Source organism: Methylobacterium sp. J-118 (genome assembly GCF_057836565.1).
This window is the reverse complement of record NZ_JBYQFA010000001.1, coordinates 3,784,273-3,798,486: the sequence shown is the minus strand read 5'-3', so window position 1 is coordinate 3,798,486 and position 14,214 is coordinate 3,784,273. Positions and strand designations below refer to the sequence as shown.

Sequence of the window (14,214 nt, the reverse complement as noted above, 5' to 3'; positions counted from 1 at the left end):
GCGCGAGATGAAGTGGGTGCGGGGCGCGGGGGTCGCAAGGGGCCTCCGCGCGGAGCCGCTCGGGCCGGTCAGCGCTCGACCGGGTCGCCGGCTTCGGCATCGGGCGTGTCCAGATAAAAGCGCTTCAGCATGTACAGCGCGGGACCCGACAGGCTGCGACCCTCGGTGCCCAGGGCCAGGAGGGTTGTGCCCGCATCGAAGCGGCAGGTGAGCCAGTGCTGGCGGGTGCCCTCGACGTAATCGACCCGGACCGTATCGGCCGCCGACCCCGGTGCGGCGCGCAGCAGGCGGATCCCGGGTTGCGGCGCGATCGCCGGTAGCGCCCGGCGACAGGTGGCGACCCGCTCGCGCCGCTGGGTGTCCTGGCAGGCCGCGAGCCCGCCGAGGAAGCCCGCCGCGACCGCCGCCCCGAGGAGCCAGCGGTGCGCGGGCTTCACGGTTGGCTGCGCAGGCGCTCGGCGACCCGGGGGGCGTGATAGGTGAGGACACCGTCCGCTCCGGCCCGCTTGAAGGCCAGCAGCGCCTCCACCATCGCGCGGTCGCCGTCGAGCCAGCCGTTCCGCGCGGCCGCCTCGATCATCGCGTACTCCCCCGACACCTGATAGGCGAAGGTCGGCACCTGGAACGTGTCGCGGACCCGGCGGATGATGTCGAGATAGGGCAGCCCCGGCTTGACCATGATCGAATCGGCGCCCTCGTCGAGGTCGAGGCGCACCTCGCGCAGGGCTTCGGCCGAGTTGCCCGGGTCCATCTGATACGTGCGCTTGTCGCCGACGAGCGCGGCCTTGGTGCCGATCGCGTCGCGGAACGGCCCGTAGAAGGCGCTCGCATACTTGGCCGCGTAGGCCATGATCTGCACGTCGAGGTAGCCGGCCTTGTCGAGCCCGGCCCGAATCGCGCCGACGCGCCCGTCCATCATGTCGGAGGGCGCGATGATGTCGGCCCCGGCCTCGGCCTGGATCAGGCTCTGCTCCACGAGGATCGCCACGGTCTCGTCGTTGAGGATCGCGCCGCCCCTCATCACGCCGTCATGGCCGTGGCTGGTATAGGGATCGAGGGCCACGTCGGTCATGATCCCGACCTCGGGGACCGCCTGTTTCACGGCGCGCACGGCCCGGCAGACGAGGTTGTTGGCGTTGAGCGCCTCCGATCCCGTCGGGTCGCGCAGGGCCACCTCGGTGAACGGGAAGAACGCCACGGCCGGAATGCCCAGCCGCGCCGCGCGCTCGGCGTCGCGGACGATCTCGTCCACGGAGAGCCGCTCGACCCCCGGCATCGACGCGATGGGCTCGCGCCGCCCGGTCCCGTCGATGACGAACATCGGCCAGATCAGGTCGTCGACGGTGAGGGTGTGCTCGCGGACCATGCGACGCGACCAAGCAGCCTTGCGGTTGCGGCGCGGGCGCTGGGTGATCTTGAGGCCCTCGACGCGGGCGGCCTCCAGGGCGAGGGGACGCGGCTCTGGCAAGGTGTCTGACATGCGGCTTCGCTACCGTTCGCGCGGCCGACGCCGCGGATCGCTCGGCGCAGGCGCGCCGGAAGCGCCGGATTAGCACACCGGGCCGAGGCGGCGAAACCCGACCGTTGACGCAGAGTCGCGGAACCGCTTCAACCCGGCATCCCCGCCGCCATCAATCAGGATCCCGGCCCTCATCATGCACCGGCCCCTCCCCTCCGCGAGCACGCCGTAGTGCCCGGCTACCTTCCGATCCGGCGCAAGGCCCCCCGGCCCGGCGAGATCCCGACCGACCGGATCGAGCGCGCCCAGGGCCCCGCCTCCGGCACATGGGACACGGTGCTGATCTGGTTCATGCGGCTCACGGCGCTGCTCTGGCTGCTCAAAAGCATCGCATCCTGGGCCACGATCCTCGACGTCATCCCCGGGGCGCGGCCGTTCGAGACCGAGCCGTTCGGCCGGCAGGCGGCGATCGTCGCCTTCGCTGTGGTGGACGCCGCGGCGTCGATCGGCCTGTGGCTGACGAGTGCTTGGGGCGGCGTGATCTGGCTGCTGGCCGTGACATCCGCAATGACGCTCGCGGTCCTGACACCGCAACTCCTGCCGATGCCGCTCGCGCTGCTCGTATTCGGGGGCTGTGTGGTGACGCTGTACTTCCTGCTGTCCTGGCTGGCCGCGCAGGAAGCACGGTGAACGAACCGTTCTGATCTTCGCTTCAGTTTGTCTTTACCGCGAAGTGTAAATCGGGAATTCATCCTGTCGCTTAAATCGCCTTTCATTCCCGAGCGATAGCTTATCCATCATCAGCTGCACCGCATCGAACGGACACCGCAGCATTGGATGGCGAGGCAGAGATGAAGACGCAGAGCGCCCGGGTCACGCAGATCGAGACCGCCGACGAGCCGCTGGCCGGGAAAGGCTCCTATCTGGAGGCTCTCCACCTGGTGGAACGGCTGCACCGCCGGCTCCTCGACGTGATCAAGGACGAGTTCGAGCGCCGCGGCCGCGAGGACGTCAACAGCGTCCAGGCCCTGCTCCTGTACAACATCGGCGACAAGGAGCTCACCGCGAGCGAGCTGCGGACGAAGGGCTACTATCTCGGCTCCAACGTCTCCTACAACGTCAAGAAGCTCGTGGAGTCGGGCTACCTGCACCACGCCCGGTCGAAGACCGACCGCCGCTCGGTCCGGATCAGCCTGACCGACAAGGGTCGCCAGGTGCACGAGATCATCCAGGGTCTCTACGACAAGCACGCCCGCACGATCGCGCCGATCGGCGGCATCTCCGACGACGACTTCAACCGGCTCAACCTGGCGCTCGGCCGTCTGGAGCGGTTCTGGACCGACCAGATCCGCTATCGCCTCTGACGTGCCCTACCAGAGGTTCAGAAGTCCCAGGATCCCGGCGATGACCGCGTAGGCGAAGCCGGCGTTGATCGCGACGCCGAACAGGCCGATGACCAGGCCGCAGATCACCACGATGCCGTCCCGCTCGACGAGGCCGAGGCCCACGAGGCAGACGGCGAGCCCGAGAGGGATCTGCCCGACGATGGGCGCGGCCACGATCAGGGCGAGCGCCAGGGCCAGCAGCGCGACGCCCATGCCGCGCATACCCAGCGCGGTCTCGAACACGCTCATGCGCGGGCGCGACCAGCGCTCGAGGCGCCGCAGCACCGGCACCGCCCGGGTCACGGCGCGCCGCACGTCGGCCAGAGCGATGGAACGGCCGAGCAGCATCCGCGGCAGCCAGGGCGCCGACATGCCGGCGGCGATCTGAACGGCCACGAGCAGCAGCAGCAGGCCGCAGATCAGCGGGATCGGCGGCGGCATCGGCAGGCAGTTCGGCAAGCCGAGCAGCACGACGAGCAGCGCGAAGGCGCGATCCCGGAGGACCGCGACGATGTCGCCCACGGTGAGGCGCTCGCCCTCCTGGCTCGCCAGCACCGTGAGGACGTCCGACGTTCGTGCACCGGAGGTCAAGGATCCGCCAACCTTCGCTGTCCCGCGGGCGCTCTAGCCGAGATCCTGTGGCAGGCCAAGCATGGCAGCTTTGCGACAGGGCGGCACGGAGCCGACCGCAAACGGTCGCGATCAGAAAACGGCGGCCGCAGACCGAGCAACGGTGATGTTTCTTGAAGATCTATCGATGAATCTCATCGTCTCCTGCGACGCTGCGGAACCAAAGGCGATGCTTTTTTTCCGTTGATACGTCGGGCGTATCTCTCGTTTTGCTCGGGTTCGTCAGACATCGTCCCTGCATCAGGGCCGATCGGTGCGACTCGTGCGTATCTTATCGAGGCAGAGCGGCATTTTCATCTGCGCGGCCACGGACCTTCTCCGTTGCGCGATGTTGCCCGCCGGAGCCCGGGCCGGGGAAATCGACACGCTTCTGTTCGGCAGCCTCGACGCCGCGGCCGCGACCTTCGTGACGACCGGGGTGAAAATCGGCCTGCCGGCCCTCGATCGTGACGGCGCCGTCGTGCTGGCGAGCCTCGGCGGCGGAGGCCGGGACGAGCGCGGCCCGGACGGCGCCCGCCGGCGCTACACGGCCGCCGGCGCCCTGGTTGTCGGCTACCAATGGTACTTCGATTGGGGCGTGGTCGCAGCCTTCGCGGGCCCCGAGTTCACGCGGGAGATGCTCGTGGGCAACCGGGGGCCGGCCCTTCTGCCCGCCCGTTACGCCCTGCGCCTCCACGGCGAAATCTGGGCGCGTCCGACCGAGGCGACTTTGCTCCAGATGACCGTGATCGTGGGCTCGGCGCGCGACAGCCTGTGGGCCCGCGCAGCCTGGGGTTACCGCCTCTGGGGGGCCTATCTCGGGCCGGAGCTCAGTCTGTACACGGACGCCACCGGCTATCGGAAATGGAACTTCGGCCTGCATGCCACGGATTTCGCCGTCGGTCGGTTCGCTGTCCGCGTCTCCGCCGGCGTCCAGACCGAGACCAGTCGGCGGACGACCGGTCCCTATATGGCGCTCGCGGTCTGGTCGCCCTGGTGAGCGGCATCGGGCCGGCTACTCAAGGACTCCAGGAACGCGGCGGCGTCGCGGCGGATCTCGGCGCGCCGCTTGTCCGTCATGCCGCGCAACGTCCGGTACGGCATCGCCATCCGGGGATTCTGCGCCAGCCGATCCTCGTTCTCGAGCAGAAAATTCCAGTACAGGTAGTTGAACGGGCAGGCCGCGGCTCCTGACTTGACCTTCACGTCATACGTGCAGGATCCGCAATAATCCGACATCCGGTCGATATAGGCCCCCGATGCAGCATAGGGCTTCGAGCCCATCACGCCGCCATCGGCCCAGAGTACCATCCCGTGCACGTTGGGCAGCTCGACCCATTCGTAGGCGTCGGCGAAGACGATCAGATACCATTCCTCGACCTGCGCCGGATCGAGGCCGGCGATCAGGGCGAAGTTGCCCGTGACCATCAGGCGCTGGATGTGGTGGGCGTAGGCATGGGCGCGCGTGTCCGAGACCACCTGGGCGATGCAGTTGAGCTCGGTCTCGCCCGACCAGTAGAACCACGGCAGCGCCCGTCCCGCTTCCAGGGCGTTCGTCTCGCGATATGCGGGCATCCGCGCCCAGTAGACTCCTCGGACGTATTCCCGCCAGCCGAGGATCTGCCGGATAAACCCTTCGACGCAGTGCAGGGGCGCCGCGCCCTCGCGATAGGCCCGCTCGGCGGCCCGGCAGACCTCTTCGGCGGTCAGCAGACCGGCATTGAGGGCCGGCGAGATCAGCGCGTGGTACAGATAAGGCGCACCGGTCTTCATGGCGTCCTGATAGTCACCGAAGGTCGGCAGGCACGTGGCGATGAAATCCCGCAGCGCGGCGAGGGCATCGTCCCGCCTCACGGGCCAGGAGAACGTGGCGAGATCGCCGAAATGCCCGCCGAACTCGCGCTCCACCAGGGCGATCACCTCCCGTGTGACCGCGTCCGGCTGGAATCCGATCCGGTCGGGTACTCGATGCCCCCGCGGCAGGCGCTTGCGGTTCTCGGCGTCGAAGTTCCAGCGCCCGCCGACCGGCTCGCCGTTCTCCATGAGCAGACCGGTGCGGCGGCGCATGCCGCGGTAGAAGGTTTCCATCCGCAGATGGTGCCGGTCCTCGGCCCAATTGGTGAAATCCGCGCGCGGGCAGAGGAAGCGGTTGTCGTCGCGGATCTCCACCGGCACGGCGAGCGTCTCCCGCCAGTCCTGCATCATCGCCCAGACCCGCCATTCCCCGGGCTCGGTGACGACCACGCGCTCGGGACGGTGCCGAGCGACCGCCCGCTCCAGTTCACCGGTGAAGCTGCCGGTATTGCCAGGGTCGGTCAGGCGAACGTAGTCGACGGTCACGCCCTCGGCGGCGAGGTCGGCCGCGGCGTGGCGCATAGCGGCGAACAGGAAGGCGATCTTCTGCTTGTGGTGGCGGACATAGGTCGCCTCGTCCCGCACCTCGACCATGAGCACGACATCGCGCTCCGGATCGAGGTCGATCAGACTCGAGACGCGGCGGGTGAGCTGGTCGCCGAGGACGAAGCGCAGCGTTCCACAGGATCCAGCGGGGCGCTTTACGGGCATCGCCTCAGCCCTTCGTCCGCAGGTTGGAACGGCCGCCATCGACGCCGATCACCTGACCGGTGATCCAGGCCGCCTCGTCCGAGACCAGGAAGGCGGCCAGCGCACCGACATCCTCCGGCCGGCCGAGCCGCGGGATGGCGTGCATCGCGGCGATGCCCTGGGCGAGGGTCTCGTTGCCGGTGATCGCGGCGGCGAGCGGCGTCCGGGTCAGCGACGGCGCCACCACGTTGACGCGGATCTGCGGGGCGAGTTCGGCCGCCAGCGACAGCGCCAGCCCCTCGACCGCCCCCTTGGCCATGGCCACGGAGGCATGCGCCGCGAAGCCCTGGGCGACCGCGACCGTCGAGAACAGCACGATCCCGGCGCCCGCCTCGCCACCGCCGCGCTTCAGCGCACCGGCCGCCGCCTGTACCGCCGAGAAGGCGCCGAGGGCGTTGATTCGGAAATCGGTCTCCACGTCCGCCCGCGTCAGCCTGCCCAGGGGACGCAGATTGATGGTCCCGACCGCGTAGACGAGCCCCGCGAGGTCCGGGCCCGCCTCCGCCGTCGCTGCGGGGAAGAAGGCGGGATCGGCGATGTCGCCGGCGCTGAACGTGGTCTCGCCAAGTCGCTCGGCGGCCTCGGACAGCCGATCGCCGTCCCTGGCGGCGAGATGCAGGGCATAGCCGCGGGCGCGCAGGGCGGCTGCGGTCGCCAAGCCGATCCCCCCGGTTCCGCCGTAGATGATGACCCGTCCCACGTGGAACCCCCGCGCTACCCAATCCGATGGGATCAAGGTAAGGCCCGTGGCGGTGTCGGGCAGGCGATAGGCCTGCGCGCAGCACGTGCACAGAGTCGCAGGCGGGAAGCATGAAGTTCGCGTTCGCCGGCATCGATTTCCTCGGCGGCGTGTTCGAGGGGCTTCTGAATGCCGGCTGGACGCCGATCAAACTGTTCACCCGCCCCTGCGACGGGATCTACGACCACAACGACGTGATCGTCGCCCGCGCACGGACGCTGCGCCTCCCGATCCAGCTCTCGCGAATCCGGGAGCGCGACATCGAGGCGATCCAGGCCGAGCACGGCAAGGACTGGGCGCTCGTGGTGGCGGGCTATCCGTGGCTGGTGCGCGGCTGGCGCGGCCGCGCCGCCTACGGGTTCAACATCCATCCGTCGCCGCTCCCGATCGGGCGCGGCCCCTACCCGCTGTTCCGCGCCGTGCTCGACCGTTACGAGACCTGGGGCGTGACCGCCCATGTGCTCGCCGACGGCTTCGACACCGGCGACATCCTCGCCCAGGACATGTTTCCGCTGAACCCGCAGGAGAATCACGAGACCCTGCTGGCCAAATGCCAGATGGCGGCCCGGCGCCTCGTCGCCGGCCCCCTCGGCCGCGACCTGCCGAACCGATGGCGCTTCACCGAGCCGCAGGGAGACGGCTCCTACTGGCCCCGCGCCAGCGATTCCGACCGCACCCTCGATTTCCGGCAGGACGTGACCGCGATCCTGCGGCGGGTGCGGGCCTTCGGCACCGTCGAGACGATCGCCCGCCTGGGCGAGACCCGGGTCTTCGTCGCCGAGGCCCAGGGTTGGCAGGAACGCCACACCCACGCGGCCGGTGCGGTGGTGCATCGGCACCGCCGCCACATCGTGGTCGCGGCCCTGGACGGATACGTTCAGATCACCCGGTGGTCGCCGCTGCCGCTGACCGAGGCGGCCCAGATCGGCCGCTGAACGGAGCGGGGCGGGAACCGATCCGGGATCGGCGGTGTTTCCGCGGTCCCTGGTGGTCACGGAGCCCGACATGTCGAAACGCGCAAGCCTCGCGGCCGCCCTCGGGTTCGCCGCCCTGTTCACCGGATCCGCCTTCGCGCAGGCCGTGATTGTGGAGCCAGACGAGTTCGGCCCCGACGACGATGTCGTCGTGCGCGACTACATCGTGCGCCGTCCCGTCGGGCCGGGCCCGATCGTCGGCTCGATCCCGCTGCGGCCGGGCAGCATCGTGCCCGAGGATGTGCGGCTCGCGCCCTTCACGGAGGCCCCGAACCCGCGCCTGCGCCGCTTCGGCTACTTCGTGGCGCCGGGCGACAAGATCGTTGTGGTCGATCCCGCCACGCGCGCGGTGGTGCGCATCCTCGACCGCTGACCACCGGCGCCGCGGCGCTCACCAGTCGCTCAGCGGCGCGCGCTTCCAGCGGTTCGGCGCCACGCAGCGGTACTCGTAGGCTTGGTCCCAGGCGTGGTCGCCGGGAAGGCAGGCCTCGCCGCTGCTTCGGGGCGGGTGTGGCAGCGTCTCGCGAATGGCGGCGGCCTCGACTCGGCCGGCATCGCTCACGCGGAACACCGGCGCACCGCCGATCCCGTAGATCAGGTCCCGCCCGTCGAAGCCGAGGCTTCGGGTGAAACCACCCTGGCGCGTGCCGTCGAGGCCGATCATCTGCCCCGGGCCGAGCAGGAGCGGGACGCCGGTGAAGCGGGCCGCGGCGGCGTCGATCCCGATGCCGTAGGTGCCCTCGCCCTGGAACGAGAGTCCGCGGTCGGTGACGGACCCGGAGAGATTGCCCACCAGGATGCCGTATCCGGTGTGGGCGCCCGGCACGCCACCGGTGGAGACCTGCAGGCCGACCCGCTGGCGGTTGCGATCCGTCGTCGGCGATTGCGCCGACACGTCGATCTCGGCGCCGATGCAGGAGGCGACTGGGTCGGCCTCGCTGGTCATGTCCACGCAGTTGAAGTTCCCGGCCCAGGACGGCCCGACCGGCCCGAGGCCGTTGGGCTCCTTGAAGATCGTCCCGTTGACCGCGACGTTCTGGGCGCCGGCGCTGGCAAGCGCCCGGTTGTGCTGTTCGCCGGTGATCGTCCACTCGTAGCCGGCGTTGTGGGGCCCGGAGGAACCGAGCACCCAGAGCGCCTTGTAGGTATGGGTGGCCTCCCCCGACCCCTCCGGCACGTGCCGGTCGACCCGGAGGGTCGAGACCGGATCGAAACCTCCGGGTCGGTTCCACAGGAAGACGTGTCCGCCATCGAGCCCCGGCACGCCCGTGCCCTGGACGTTCTGGGAGAAGTTCTGCGGCCAGGGGAGAGCCGCCGTGACGGTCGGCGGCGCCCCCGGCGCTTCGGCTAACGCGGGGGAGGTCAATCCTCCGGAGAGAGCGAGGAGGCTCGGCAGCAGCGCGAGGCCCGTGTGCAGACGCATGGTCGTTTCCCGATGACCCTCCGGTGTACCCCCGAGCGGCCACCGGGGTGAGGAATTTAACAGCGGATCGGATAGGCCCCGTGGTCCGGGGAACGACCGCACCGTCGTTCCAGGGCCATGCGGCCCCCGGCCAGGGATCCCGGACAGCGCCGGGGTCTGATATCGACACGGGTGGCAAGCAGGGAGCGGTTCACGATGAAGGTGCTGCGATTTCTGAGAGCCTGGTTCCTGATGTCCGTCCCGCTCGGCCTGATCGTGGGCAAATTCATCAAGGCCGGCAAGGGCCCGCCCGCGCGCGGTGACGACCGCCGATAGGGCGTCGGCCTCGCGGACCTGCGCAGTCGTCAATTACATATTAGTAAATCGACTGCATTTTTACTGAACTCGCGCCATGTTGGCCGACATGGGCAGGAACATCGGCCATGTCTCGCAATGCCACGTCCGGCAGCGGCGCCGTGGAACGACGCCGTACCGCACGAAAACCCACGGCGCTGCTGGCCTTCGCGCTGCATCCGGATGGGGCGCGGTTCCCCTGTCAGATCAGGAATATCTCCGACCGCGGCGCGATGCTGGAATTTCTCGGCTCACACGTGACGCTGCTGGAGAACGCGTTCGAATTGGTGCTGACCGACGCCAAGATGCGTTATGCGGTCAAGGTCGTCTGGCGGAAGGAGCGGACCGCCGGCGTGGTGTTCTGCCTGGACGGGGAATGACGCGGGGCGAAACACGATCGGCACAGACGCGCCGGTCGGCTGCGGCCTTGCAATCCGGTCCGGATCCGTCGAGGCCCACGGGGGAGCCGCACCAGCGAGGATGGTCGGCCGAGCGACGGACGCACGGATAGGTCATGACGAGCGGCAATGGGGTGGCCGTGGGGCAGGACGGCTGGCTCTACTGGGTCGGGCGGGCTGGGGAAGTCGAAAGATTCTACGGGGACACCGCCCTGTCGCGCCGGATCCTCCGACGCTGGGCGCGGCTGATCAACCGGCGGGCCCGCCGGCTGGACGGGCTCGGGATCCGGCACGTCCACGCTGTCGTACCGGACAAACTGGCTGTCTATCCCGGCACCCTCGGCCGCGCCTTCCCGGGTCTCGACGACCCGCCCGTCATGCGCCTTGCGCGGCTTCTGGCGGACGCCGGCCTCGCCCCGATGGTCGATCTGCTGACGCCGCTGCTGGCGGCGAGGGCCGACGAGCCGGTCTATCTGCGGACGGACACGCACTGGACGTATCGCGGCTATCTCACGGCCTACCGCGCCCTGTGCGAGGCCCTGGACGCGCCGGTGACCGAGCATGTCTTCGCGGGCACGCAGACCTGCGAGCGCTTCACCTTCGACCTCGGCGAGAAGCTTCAGCCGCCCGTCGATGAAGCCTATGTCGCCTACGACTTCCCGCGCCGCGCCGAACGGGTCGACGCGAACGCGCTGGTCCTGGTGCGCGAGACCGGACAGGTGGTCCGACAGCGTGGCCTGTTCGTGGGGTCGCGTGTCGTGATGAGGAACCCTGCGGCTCCCGATCCGCGCCGGGTGGTGCTGTTCGGGGATTCGTACATCTACAGCCCGGGGGCACGCCTCACCGCCATGCTGGCGGAGACGTTCGGCGAAGTCCACGCGATCTGGTCGGCCAATCTCGATTGGGCCTATATCGAGGCGACCCGGCCCGACATCGTGATCTTCGAGATCGCCGAACGCTTCCTTCGCCAGGTTCCGACAGATCGGATCCGCATCGACGCCTTCGCGGAGCGACGCGCGCGACGCGCGGTCAGGCCGACCCTGCGTCAATGGCTCGGGCGGTACCTCCGGTAGATGGACGCGCGGCCCGAGCTTCGTTCCCGCAGGCGAGCGGCCTGTGTCAGGGCGAAGCCGTTTCGGACCGCCGCCCACACCGTCCGTGAAAAAGCCCTGCCGCGCAGGTGCGGCAGGGCTTCAGGTCGTTTCCGGCGGAAGGATTCAGTAGCCGCGGCCGTAATAGCCCGGACCGCTGCGGTCGAAGGCCCCCGCAGCCGCGGCGCCTGCCGCGGCGCCGGCGATCCCGAGGCCGACGGCGGCACCCGTCGAGAGGCCGCGGTGGCGGCGGTAACCGTAATCCCGGTTCCGGCCATAGCCGTGGTCATAACCGCGGCCGTACCCGTCGCGGTAGCCACCGCCGTAGCCATAACCCTGCGCCTGTGCGCCGCTCGCGCCGATAGCTCCAAGGCTCAGCGTCATGGCGGAGATGAGTACAAGTTTACGCATCGATCGACCCTTCGCAGTTGCGTTGCGGGGCCAACACCAACCGCGTCGATGGGTTCCGATCTGCCTGTGCATGCACGGCGGCTATGAGGTTCGACGACGTGATGCGTCCGGCAGCCGACCATGCGTGCGGCCGGCGGTCCCGCCCGGACGAAGGCCGGTCGTTCCACGGTAGCGGCCTGCCCACATCGGCGGCCGGCTCATACTCCGTAACGGCTACGCTCTATGCTTCCGCATGAGGTCGATTTACGCCCTCATGAGTGTATTGCACGCCCACGCAGCGCGACAGACTGACCAGGAAGTCCGACATGTCGACGTTGTTCGCGGATCCACTCGGTCGGGCCCTGCTGACCCTGCTGACGACCGATCACGGCCTGCCGGGTGCTCCGCAGCGGAGGAAGCTCCTGTACGCGCTCCAGGACCTCCGCGCGGAAGCCGAGTCGCAGGGCGCATCGGCTCAGGTGCGGGGCGCGATCCGCTCCGCCCTGTGGGCCCTGCGCGCCGAATTTCCGACGGCTTACGCGGTCATGCCCACCACGGGCGCCGACGTGTCCGTCGATCGCTGAAGCGCCGCGCGCACCGGCAGTCGGACGACGAAGCAACGGTTCTCCGGGCCGATCAGCAATCTCCATCGGGCTGCTCTGACCGTGGGTCCAAGGTATCCGGGATGCGTCGCGTGCGTATGGATGCTCTGATGCCGGCTCATTACTGTATCGACCCGCTGGATCCGTATGCGGAGCGCGAAGTTCTGGTCTCGTACGACGAGGCGCGCCCGTTCGCGTTCCTCAGAGCCGCGATCGATCAGGACGGTTGCGATCTTCTTCCCGACCTGTCCGACGAATGTCGCAGGATTCTCCAGCTGGAGATCGCGGTCTACCACGGGCTTATCCAGCCCTGCGAATGGGCCCAGCACGCGGTCGACGTACCTTCCGCTCCGAACGCCGCCTGAGCGCGATCCAACGCACTCGCGAACGCGTGCGCGCTGCCGGTTGTCGGCACCGGGACCAGGGTTGGATGCCCGCGCCCGTAGCGCTCTCCGTGACAGACTGCCCCCGCGTGACCACGCCCGACGTCCGGGCTGCTGCCAGCCGCAAGCGGAACGCTGAACCCTCTCGACCCGCAGGACGTTACGGGGACCGGACTCATCGGGACGGCTGCCATGCGACACGTCAAGTTCAGGTTGATGGAGCCGGGCCTGCGCCCGCGGCGCACGCGGCTGGAGATCCCCGGTTGGGCGGGAAACCCGGAGCCCCGCACCGACGGGGCGCAGGAATATGCGTGGCACTGCCTGCCCTTCTCGGAGGCGGCCAAGGCGGGAATCGAGCTGTTCTACCCCTACGAAGCCGAATTGCGCGTCAGCACCCGCGATGGCGCGCTCGTCTTCGAGGGCGATTTCGGCGAACCGCCGGAGCCCGGCATGCAATGGCCGCCGTTCCGGACCTTCGGCGACGCCTACTACACCTATCAGATCCTCCTCGACCTGAAGGTAGAGGATGGCTGGGCGATCAAGACCGAGACCCATCCCCGCTTCTATACCGACCGGTCCGGGACCGTTCCGGTCGCGGTGCCGGCGCTCCTGCGGAACTGGTGGCCGATGATGTATTTCATGGTCTTCAAGTCCCCCGACGAGGGGCGCACCCATGTCTTCCGGCCCGGCGAGCCGTTCATGCAGGTGACCGTTGTGCCGGCGGAGGCCGATTTCGAACTCGTGCCCATGCCCGAGGAGGAGGCCGCCGAGCGCGAGCTGCAATCCCGGCGGATCTATGCCAGCCGGTCGACTTTGGCGTCGGATTCGCAGTGGACCTCGGCGACCAACACCGTGTTCGACGGGACCTACCGGCGCATCCTGGGCGCGGCCAAGAGCACGCGCTGACGGACCGCAGAGAGGGGCGCGCCCCTCTCCGCGGCCGGCTGCTCAGTAGCCGTAGGGGCGGGAGTAGCCGTGGTGATGGTGGTGATGGTGGTGGAACCGCCGGAAGAAGCGGTGGTGGTGGTGATGGTGGTGGTAGAAGCGGCGGTAGAAGCGGTGGTGATGGTGGTGGTGGTGATGGTAGTAGTACTGAGCCTCCTGGACCGTCGCCTCGCCCTCGGTGGCGGGCGCTAGCAGTTCGGCCTTCGCCTCGGCCGCGTCGGATTCCTTGAGGAGCGCCACCGCGTCGGGAATCGGCTTCAGCAGGTCGGCGTAGCTCTCGGCCTGCATGGCCGCCTTGAGGCCGGTCGGGGCCGGCATCGCGGCGAGCGCCGGGTCGACGGCGGCCAGGAGCGTGACGGCTCCGATCAGGCCAGCGACTGTCTTGTCCATTGACGGGATCCTTTCAGGAACAGCGCCGGCGGCCCCCTTGACCGGTTCGATAGCCGCGGCGCGGTCTGAAACACCGGGCGGGAGCGGACCGTTCCGGCCCCGGCGCCTCGGGGGAAAGTCAATTTCCCGGCATATTCCGTGCCCCGCACCTCGGATCGGCAGGATCTAGAGGGATTGGATAATGAAACCGAATTTAGTGGACGTCGTCCAAGACGAGTCTGGTAGACATTCGGCGCCGGGTTGCTTCGCTCCACGATGGATGACTGAGGGGCGCCCAGGCCCAGCGTCACACAGCCTTGCCGACAGGGATGATACGCGATCCAGGGGCGGTGCAGCGCCGAGATTCCGGAAGCGGCCGCACCCGAATCCCGGTCGATCCTGGCCCCCAACGCGGGATCGAGGCTCCGATCGTCCGGCGCGGCCTCATCCCCCCTTGCACGTCCGGAGAACTTTAGACTAATTCCAATCTGAGATGACCGACCACGATGG

At 68.9% G+C, this 14,214-nt stretch carries 18 protein-coding genes; 10 read left to right on the top strand and 8 right to left on the bottom strand.

Going from position 1 to position 14,214, the window contains the following annotated elements; all coding sequences use genetic code 11:
* Positions 1-68 precede the first annotated feature (68 nt).
* Positions 69-437 carry a hypothetical protein gene (locus AC3IF3_RS18305; RefSeq protein ID WP_243971951.1) on the bottom strand — a complete coding sequence of 123 codons (369 nt, stop codon included), beginning with the start codon at positions 435-437 and terminating at the stop codon, positions 69-71.
* On the bottom strand, positions 434-1,480 hold the full coding sequence (hemB, locus tag AC3IF3_RS18300; protein WP_243971953.1) for a porphobilinogen synthase: 1,047 nt from the start codon (positions 1,478-1,480) through the stop codon (positions 434-436). The genes AC3IF3_RS18305 and hemB overlap by 4 nt, the downstream gene beginning before the upstream one ends.
* 210 nt (positions 1,481-1,690) lie before the next feature.
* Between hemB and AC3IF3_RS18295 the strand changes: the two genes are divergently transcribed.
* Together AC3IF3_RS18295 and ldtR are read left to right on the top strand one after the other, a co-directional pair.
* Entirely contained in the window at positions 1,691-2,149 is a 459-nt protein-coding gene (locus AC3IF3_RS18295) for a DUF6163 family protein (RefSeq protein WP_243971955.1), read from the top strand.
* Positions 2,150-2,310: 161 nt separating this feature from the next.
* On the top strand, positions 2,311-2,823 hold the full coding sequence (gene ldtR, locus AC3IF3_RS18290; protein WP_243971956.1) for a transcriptional regulator LdtR: 513 nt from the start codon (positions 2,311-2,313) through the stop codon (positions 2,821-2,823).
* A gap of 6 nt (positions 2,824-2,829) precedes the next feature.
* On the opposite strand, the gene AC3IF3_RS18285 is transcribed toward ldtR, so the two are convergent.
* A complete protein-coding gene (locus tag AC3IF3_RS18285; protein ID WP_279598581.1) occupies positions 2,830-3,435 on the bottom strand; it encodes an exopolysaccharide biosynthesis protein in 606 nt (201 codons plus the stop codon).
* 367 nt (positions 3,436-3,802) lie between these two features.
* Between AC3IF3_RS18285 and bcsS the strand changes: the two genes are divergently transcribed.
* Positions 3,803-4,453 (top strand): cellulose biosynthesis protein BcsS, encoded by a 651-nt coding sequence (gene bcsS, locus AC3IF3_RS18280; protein ID WP_489229780.1) that lies wholly within the window; start codon positions 3,803-3,805, stop codon positions 4,451-4,453.
* On the opposite strand, the gene AC3IF3_RS18275 is transcribed toward bcsS, so the two are convergent.
* Together AC3IF3_RS18275 and AC3IF3_RS18270 are read right to left on the bottom strand one after the other, a co-directional pair.
* On the bottom strand, positions 4,420-6,018 hold the full coding sequence (locus AC3IF3_RS18275) for a cryptochrome/photolyase family protein (RefSeq protein WP_489229779.1): 1,599 nt from the start codon (positions 6,016-6,018) through the stop codon (positions 4,420-4,422). The two genes, bcsS and AC3IF3_RS18275, sit on opposite strands and share 34 nt — an antisense overlap.
* A 4-nt stretch (positions 6,019-6,022) precedes the next feature.
* The gene (locus AC3IF3_RS18270; protein WP_489229778.1) at positions 6,023-6,757 is read right to left on the bottom strand and encodes an SDR family NAD(P)-dependent oxidoreductase; all 735 of its coding nucleotides are present in this window, start codon (positions 6,755-6,757) and stop codon (positions 6,023-6,025) included.
* 110 nt (positions 6,758-6,867) lie between these two features.
* On the opposite strand from AC3IF3_RS18270, the gene AC3IF3_RS18265 reads away from it, so the two are divergent.
* Together AC3IF3_RS18265 and AC3IF3_RS18260 are read left to right on the top strand one after the other, a co-directional pair.
* Positions 6,868-7,731, top strand: coding sequence for a formyltransferase family protein (locus tag AC3IF3_RS18265; protein WP_489229777.1), 864 nt, complete (start codon positions 6,868-6,870; stop codon positions 7,729-7,731).
* Between the two features lie 70 nt (positions 7,732-7,801).
* Positions 7,802-8,143, top strand: coding sequence for a hypothetical protein (locus AC3IF3_RS18260; RefSeq protein ID WP_243971966.1), 342 nt, complete (start codon positions 7,802-7,804; stop codon positions 8,141-8,143).
* Positions 8,144-8,161: 18 nt separating this feature from the next.
* On the opposite strand, the gene AC3IF3_RS18255 is transcribed toward AC3IF3_RS18260, so the two are convergent.
* Positions 8,162-9,193, bottom strand: a complete 1,032-nt coding sequence (locus AC3IF3_RS18255; protein WP_489229776.1) for a hypothetical protein — start codon at positions 9,191-9,193, stop codon at positions 8,162-8,164.
* Positions 9,194-9,615: 422 nt separating this feature from the next.
* Here AC3IF3_RS18255 and AC3IF3_RS18250 point away from each other — a divergent pair, with 422 nt between their 5' ends.
* Positions 9,616-9,906, top strand: coding sequence for a PilZ domain-containing protein (locus AC3IF3_RS18250; protein WP_489229775.1), 291 nt, complete (start codon positions 9,616-9,618; stop codon positions 9,904-9,906).
* A gap of 134 nt (positions 9,907-10,040) precedes the next feature.
* Positions 10,041-10,997 (top strand): alginate O-acetyltransferase AlgX-related protein, encoded by a 957-nt coding sequence (locus tag AC3IF3_RS18245; protein WP_489229774.1) that lies wholly within the window; start codon positions 10,041-10,043, stop codon positions 10,995-10,997.
* 144 nt (positions 10,998-11,141) lie between these two features.
* Here AC3IF3_RS18245 and AC3IF3_RS18240 read toward each other — a convergent pair whose 3' ends face one another.
* Complete coding sequence (locus AC3IF3_RS18240) at positions 11,142-11,426, bottom strand: hypothetical protein (protein ID WP_243971971.1); 285 nt, start codon at positions 11,424-11,426, stop codon at positions 11,142-11,144.
* 305 nt (positions 11,427-11,731) lie between these two features.
* On the opposite strand from AC3IF3_RS18240, the gene AC3IF3_RS18235 reads away from it, so the two are divergent.
* The 3 genes from AC3IF3_RS18235 (at position 11,732) to AC3IF3_RS18225 (ending at position 13,296) form a co-directional block, all read left to right on the top strand.
* The gene (locus AC3IF3_RS18235) at positions 11,732-11,989 is read left to right on the top strand and encodes a hypothetical protein (RefSeq protein ID WP_243971973.1); all 258 of its coding nucleotides are present in this window, start codon (positions 11,732-11,734) and stop codon (positions 11,987-11,989) included.
* Positions 11,990-12,099: 110 nt separating this feature from the next.
* Positions 12,100-12,372 (top strand): hypothetical protein, encoded by a 273-nt coding sequence (locus AC3IF3_RS18230; protein WP_489229773.1) that lies wholly within the window; start codon positions 12,100-12,102, stop codon positions 12,370-12,372.
* Positions 12,373-12,582: 210 nt separating this feature from the next.
* The gene (locus AC3IF3_RS18225; RefSeq protein ID WP_489217574.1) at positions 12,583-13,296 is read left to right on the top strand and encodes a hypothetical protein; all 714 of its coding nucleotides are present in this window, start codon (positions 12,583-12,585) and stop codon (positions 13,294-13,296) included.
* Between the two features lie 42 nt (positions 13,297-13,338).
* Here the strand turns inward: AC3IF3_RS18225 and AC3IF3_RS18220 are convergent, their stop codons facing one another.
* Positions 13,339-13,725 carry a hypothetical protein gene (locus AC3IF3_RS18220; RefSeq protein ID WP_489229772.1) on the bottom strand — a complete coding sequence of 129 codons (387 nt, stop codon included), beginning with the start codon at positions 13,723-13,725 and terminating at the stop codon, positions 13,339-13,341.
* Positions 13,726-14,214: the final 489 nt, after the last annotated feature.

What these genes read in the sequence shown, in the direction of transcription:
- hemB (WP_243971953.1), bottom strand. Translation starts at nt 1,480, where the DNA reads ATGTCAGACACCTTGCCAGAGCCGCGTCCCCTCGCCCTGGAGGCCGCC.
- ldtR (WP_243971956.1), top strand. Translation starts at nt 2,311, where the DNA reads ATGAAGACGCAGAGCGCCCGGGTCACGCAGATCGAGACCGCCGACGAG.
- bcsS (WP_489229780.1), top strand. Translation starts at nt 3,803, where the DNA reads ATGTTGCCCGCCGGAGCCCGGGCCGGGGAAATCGACACGCTTCTGTTC.
- AC3IF3_RS18275 (WP_489229779.1), bottom strand. Translation starts at nt 6,018, where the DNA reads ATGCCCGTAAAGCGCCCCGCTGGATCCTGTGGAACGCTGCGCTTCGTC.
- AC3IF3_RS18265 (WP_489229777.1), top strand. Translation starts at nt 6,868, where the DNA reads ATGAAGTTCGCGTTCGCCGGCATCGATTTCCTCGGCGGCGTGTTCGAG.
- AC3IF3_RS18260 (WP_243971966.1), top strand. Translation starts at nt 7,802, where the DNA reads ATGTCGAAACGCGCAAGCCTCGCGGCCGCCCTCGGGTTCGCCGCCCTG.
- AC3IF3_RS18255 (WP_489229776.1), bottom strand. Translation starts at nt 9,193, where the DNA reads ATGCGTCTGCACACGGGCCTCGCGCTGCTGCCGAGCCTCCTCGCTCTC.
- AC3IF3_RS18250 (WP_489229775.1), top strand. Translation starts at nt 9,616, where the DNA reads ATGTCTCGCAATGCCACGTCCGGCAGCGGCGCCGTGGAACGACGCCGT.
- AC3IF3_RS18245 (WP_489229774.1), top strand. Translation starts at nt 10,041, where the DNA reads ATGACGAGCGGCAATGGGGTGGCCGTGGGGCAGGACGGCTGGCTCTAC.
- AC3IF3_RS18240 (WP_243971971.1), bottom strand. Translation starts at nt 11,426, where the DNA reads ATGCGTAAACTTGTACTCATCTCCGCCATGACGCTGAGCCTTGGAGCT.
- AC3IF3_RS18235 (WP_243971973.1), top strand. Translation starts at nt 11,732, where the DNA reads ATGTCGACGTTGTTCGCGGATCCACTCGGTCGGGCCCTGCTGACCCTG.
- AC3IF3_RS18225 (WP_489217574.1), top strand. Translation starts at nt 12,583, where the DNA reads ATGCGACACGTCAAGTTCAGGTTGATGGAGCCGGGCCTGCGCCCGCGG.
- AC3IF3_RS18220 (WP_489229772.1), bottom strand. Translation starts at nt 13,725, where the DNA reads ATGGACAAGACAGTCGCTGGCCTGATCGGAGCCGTCACGCTCCTGGCC.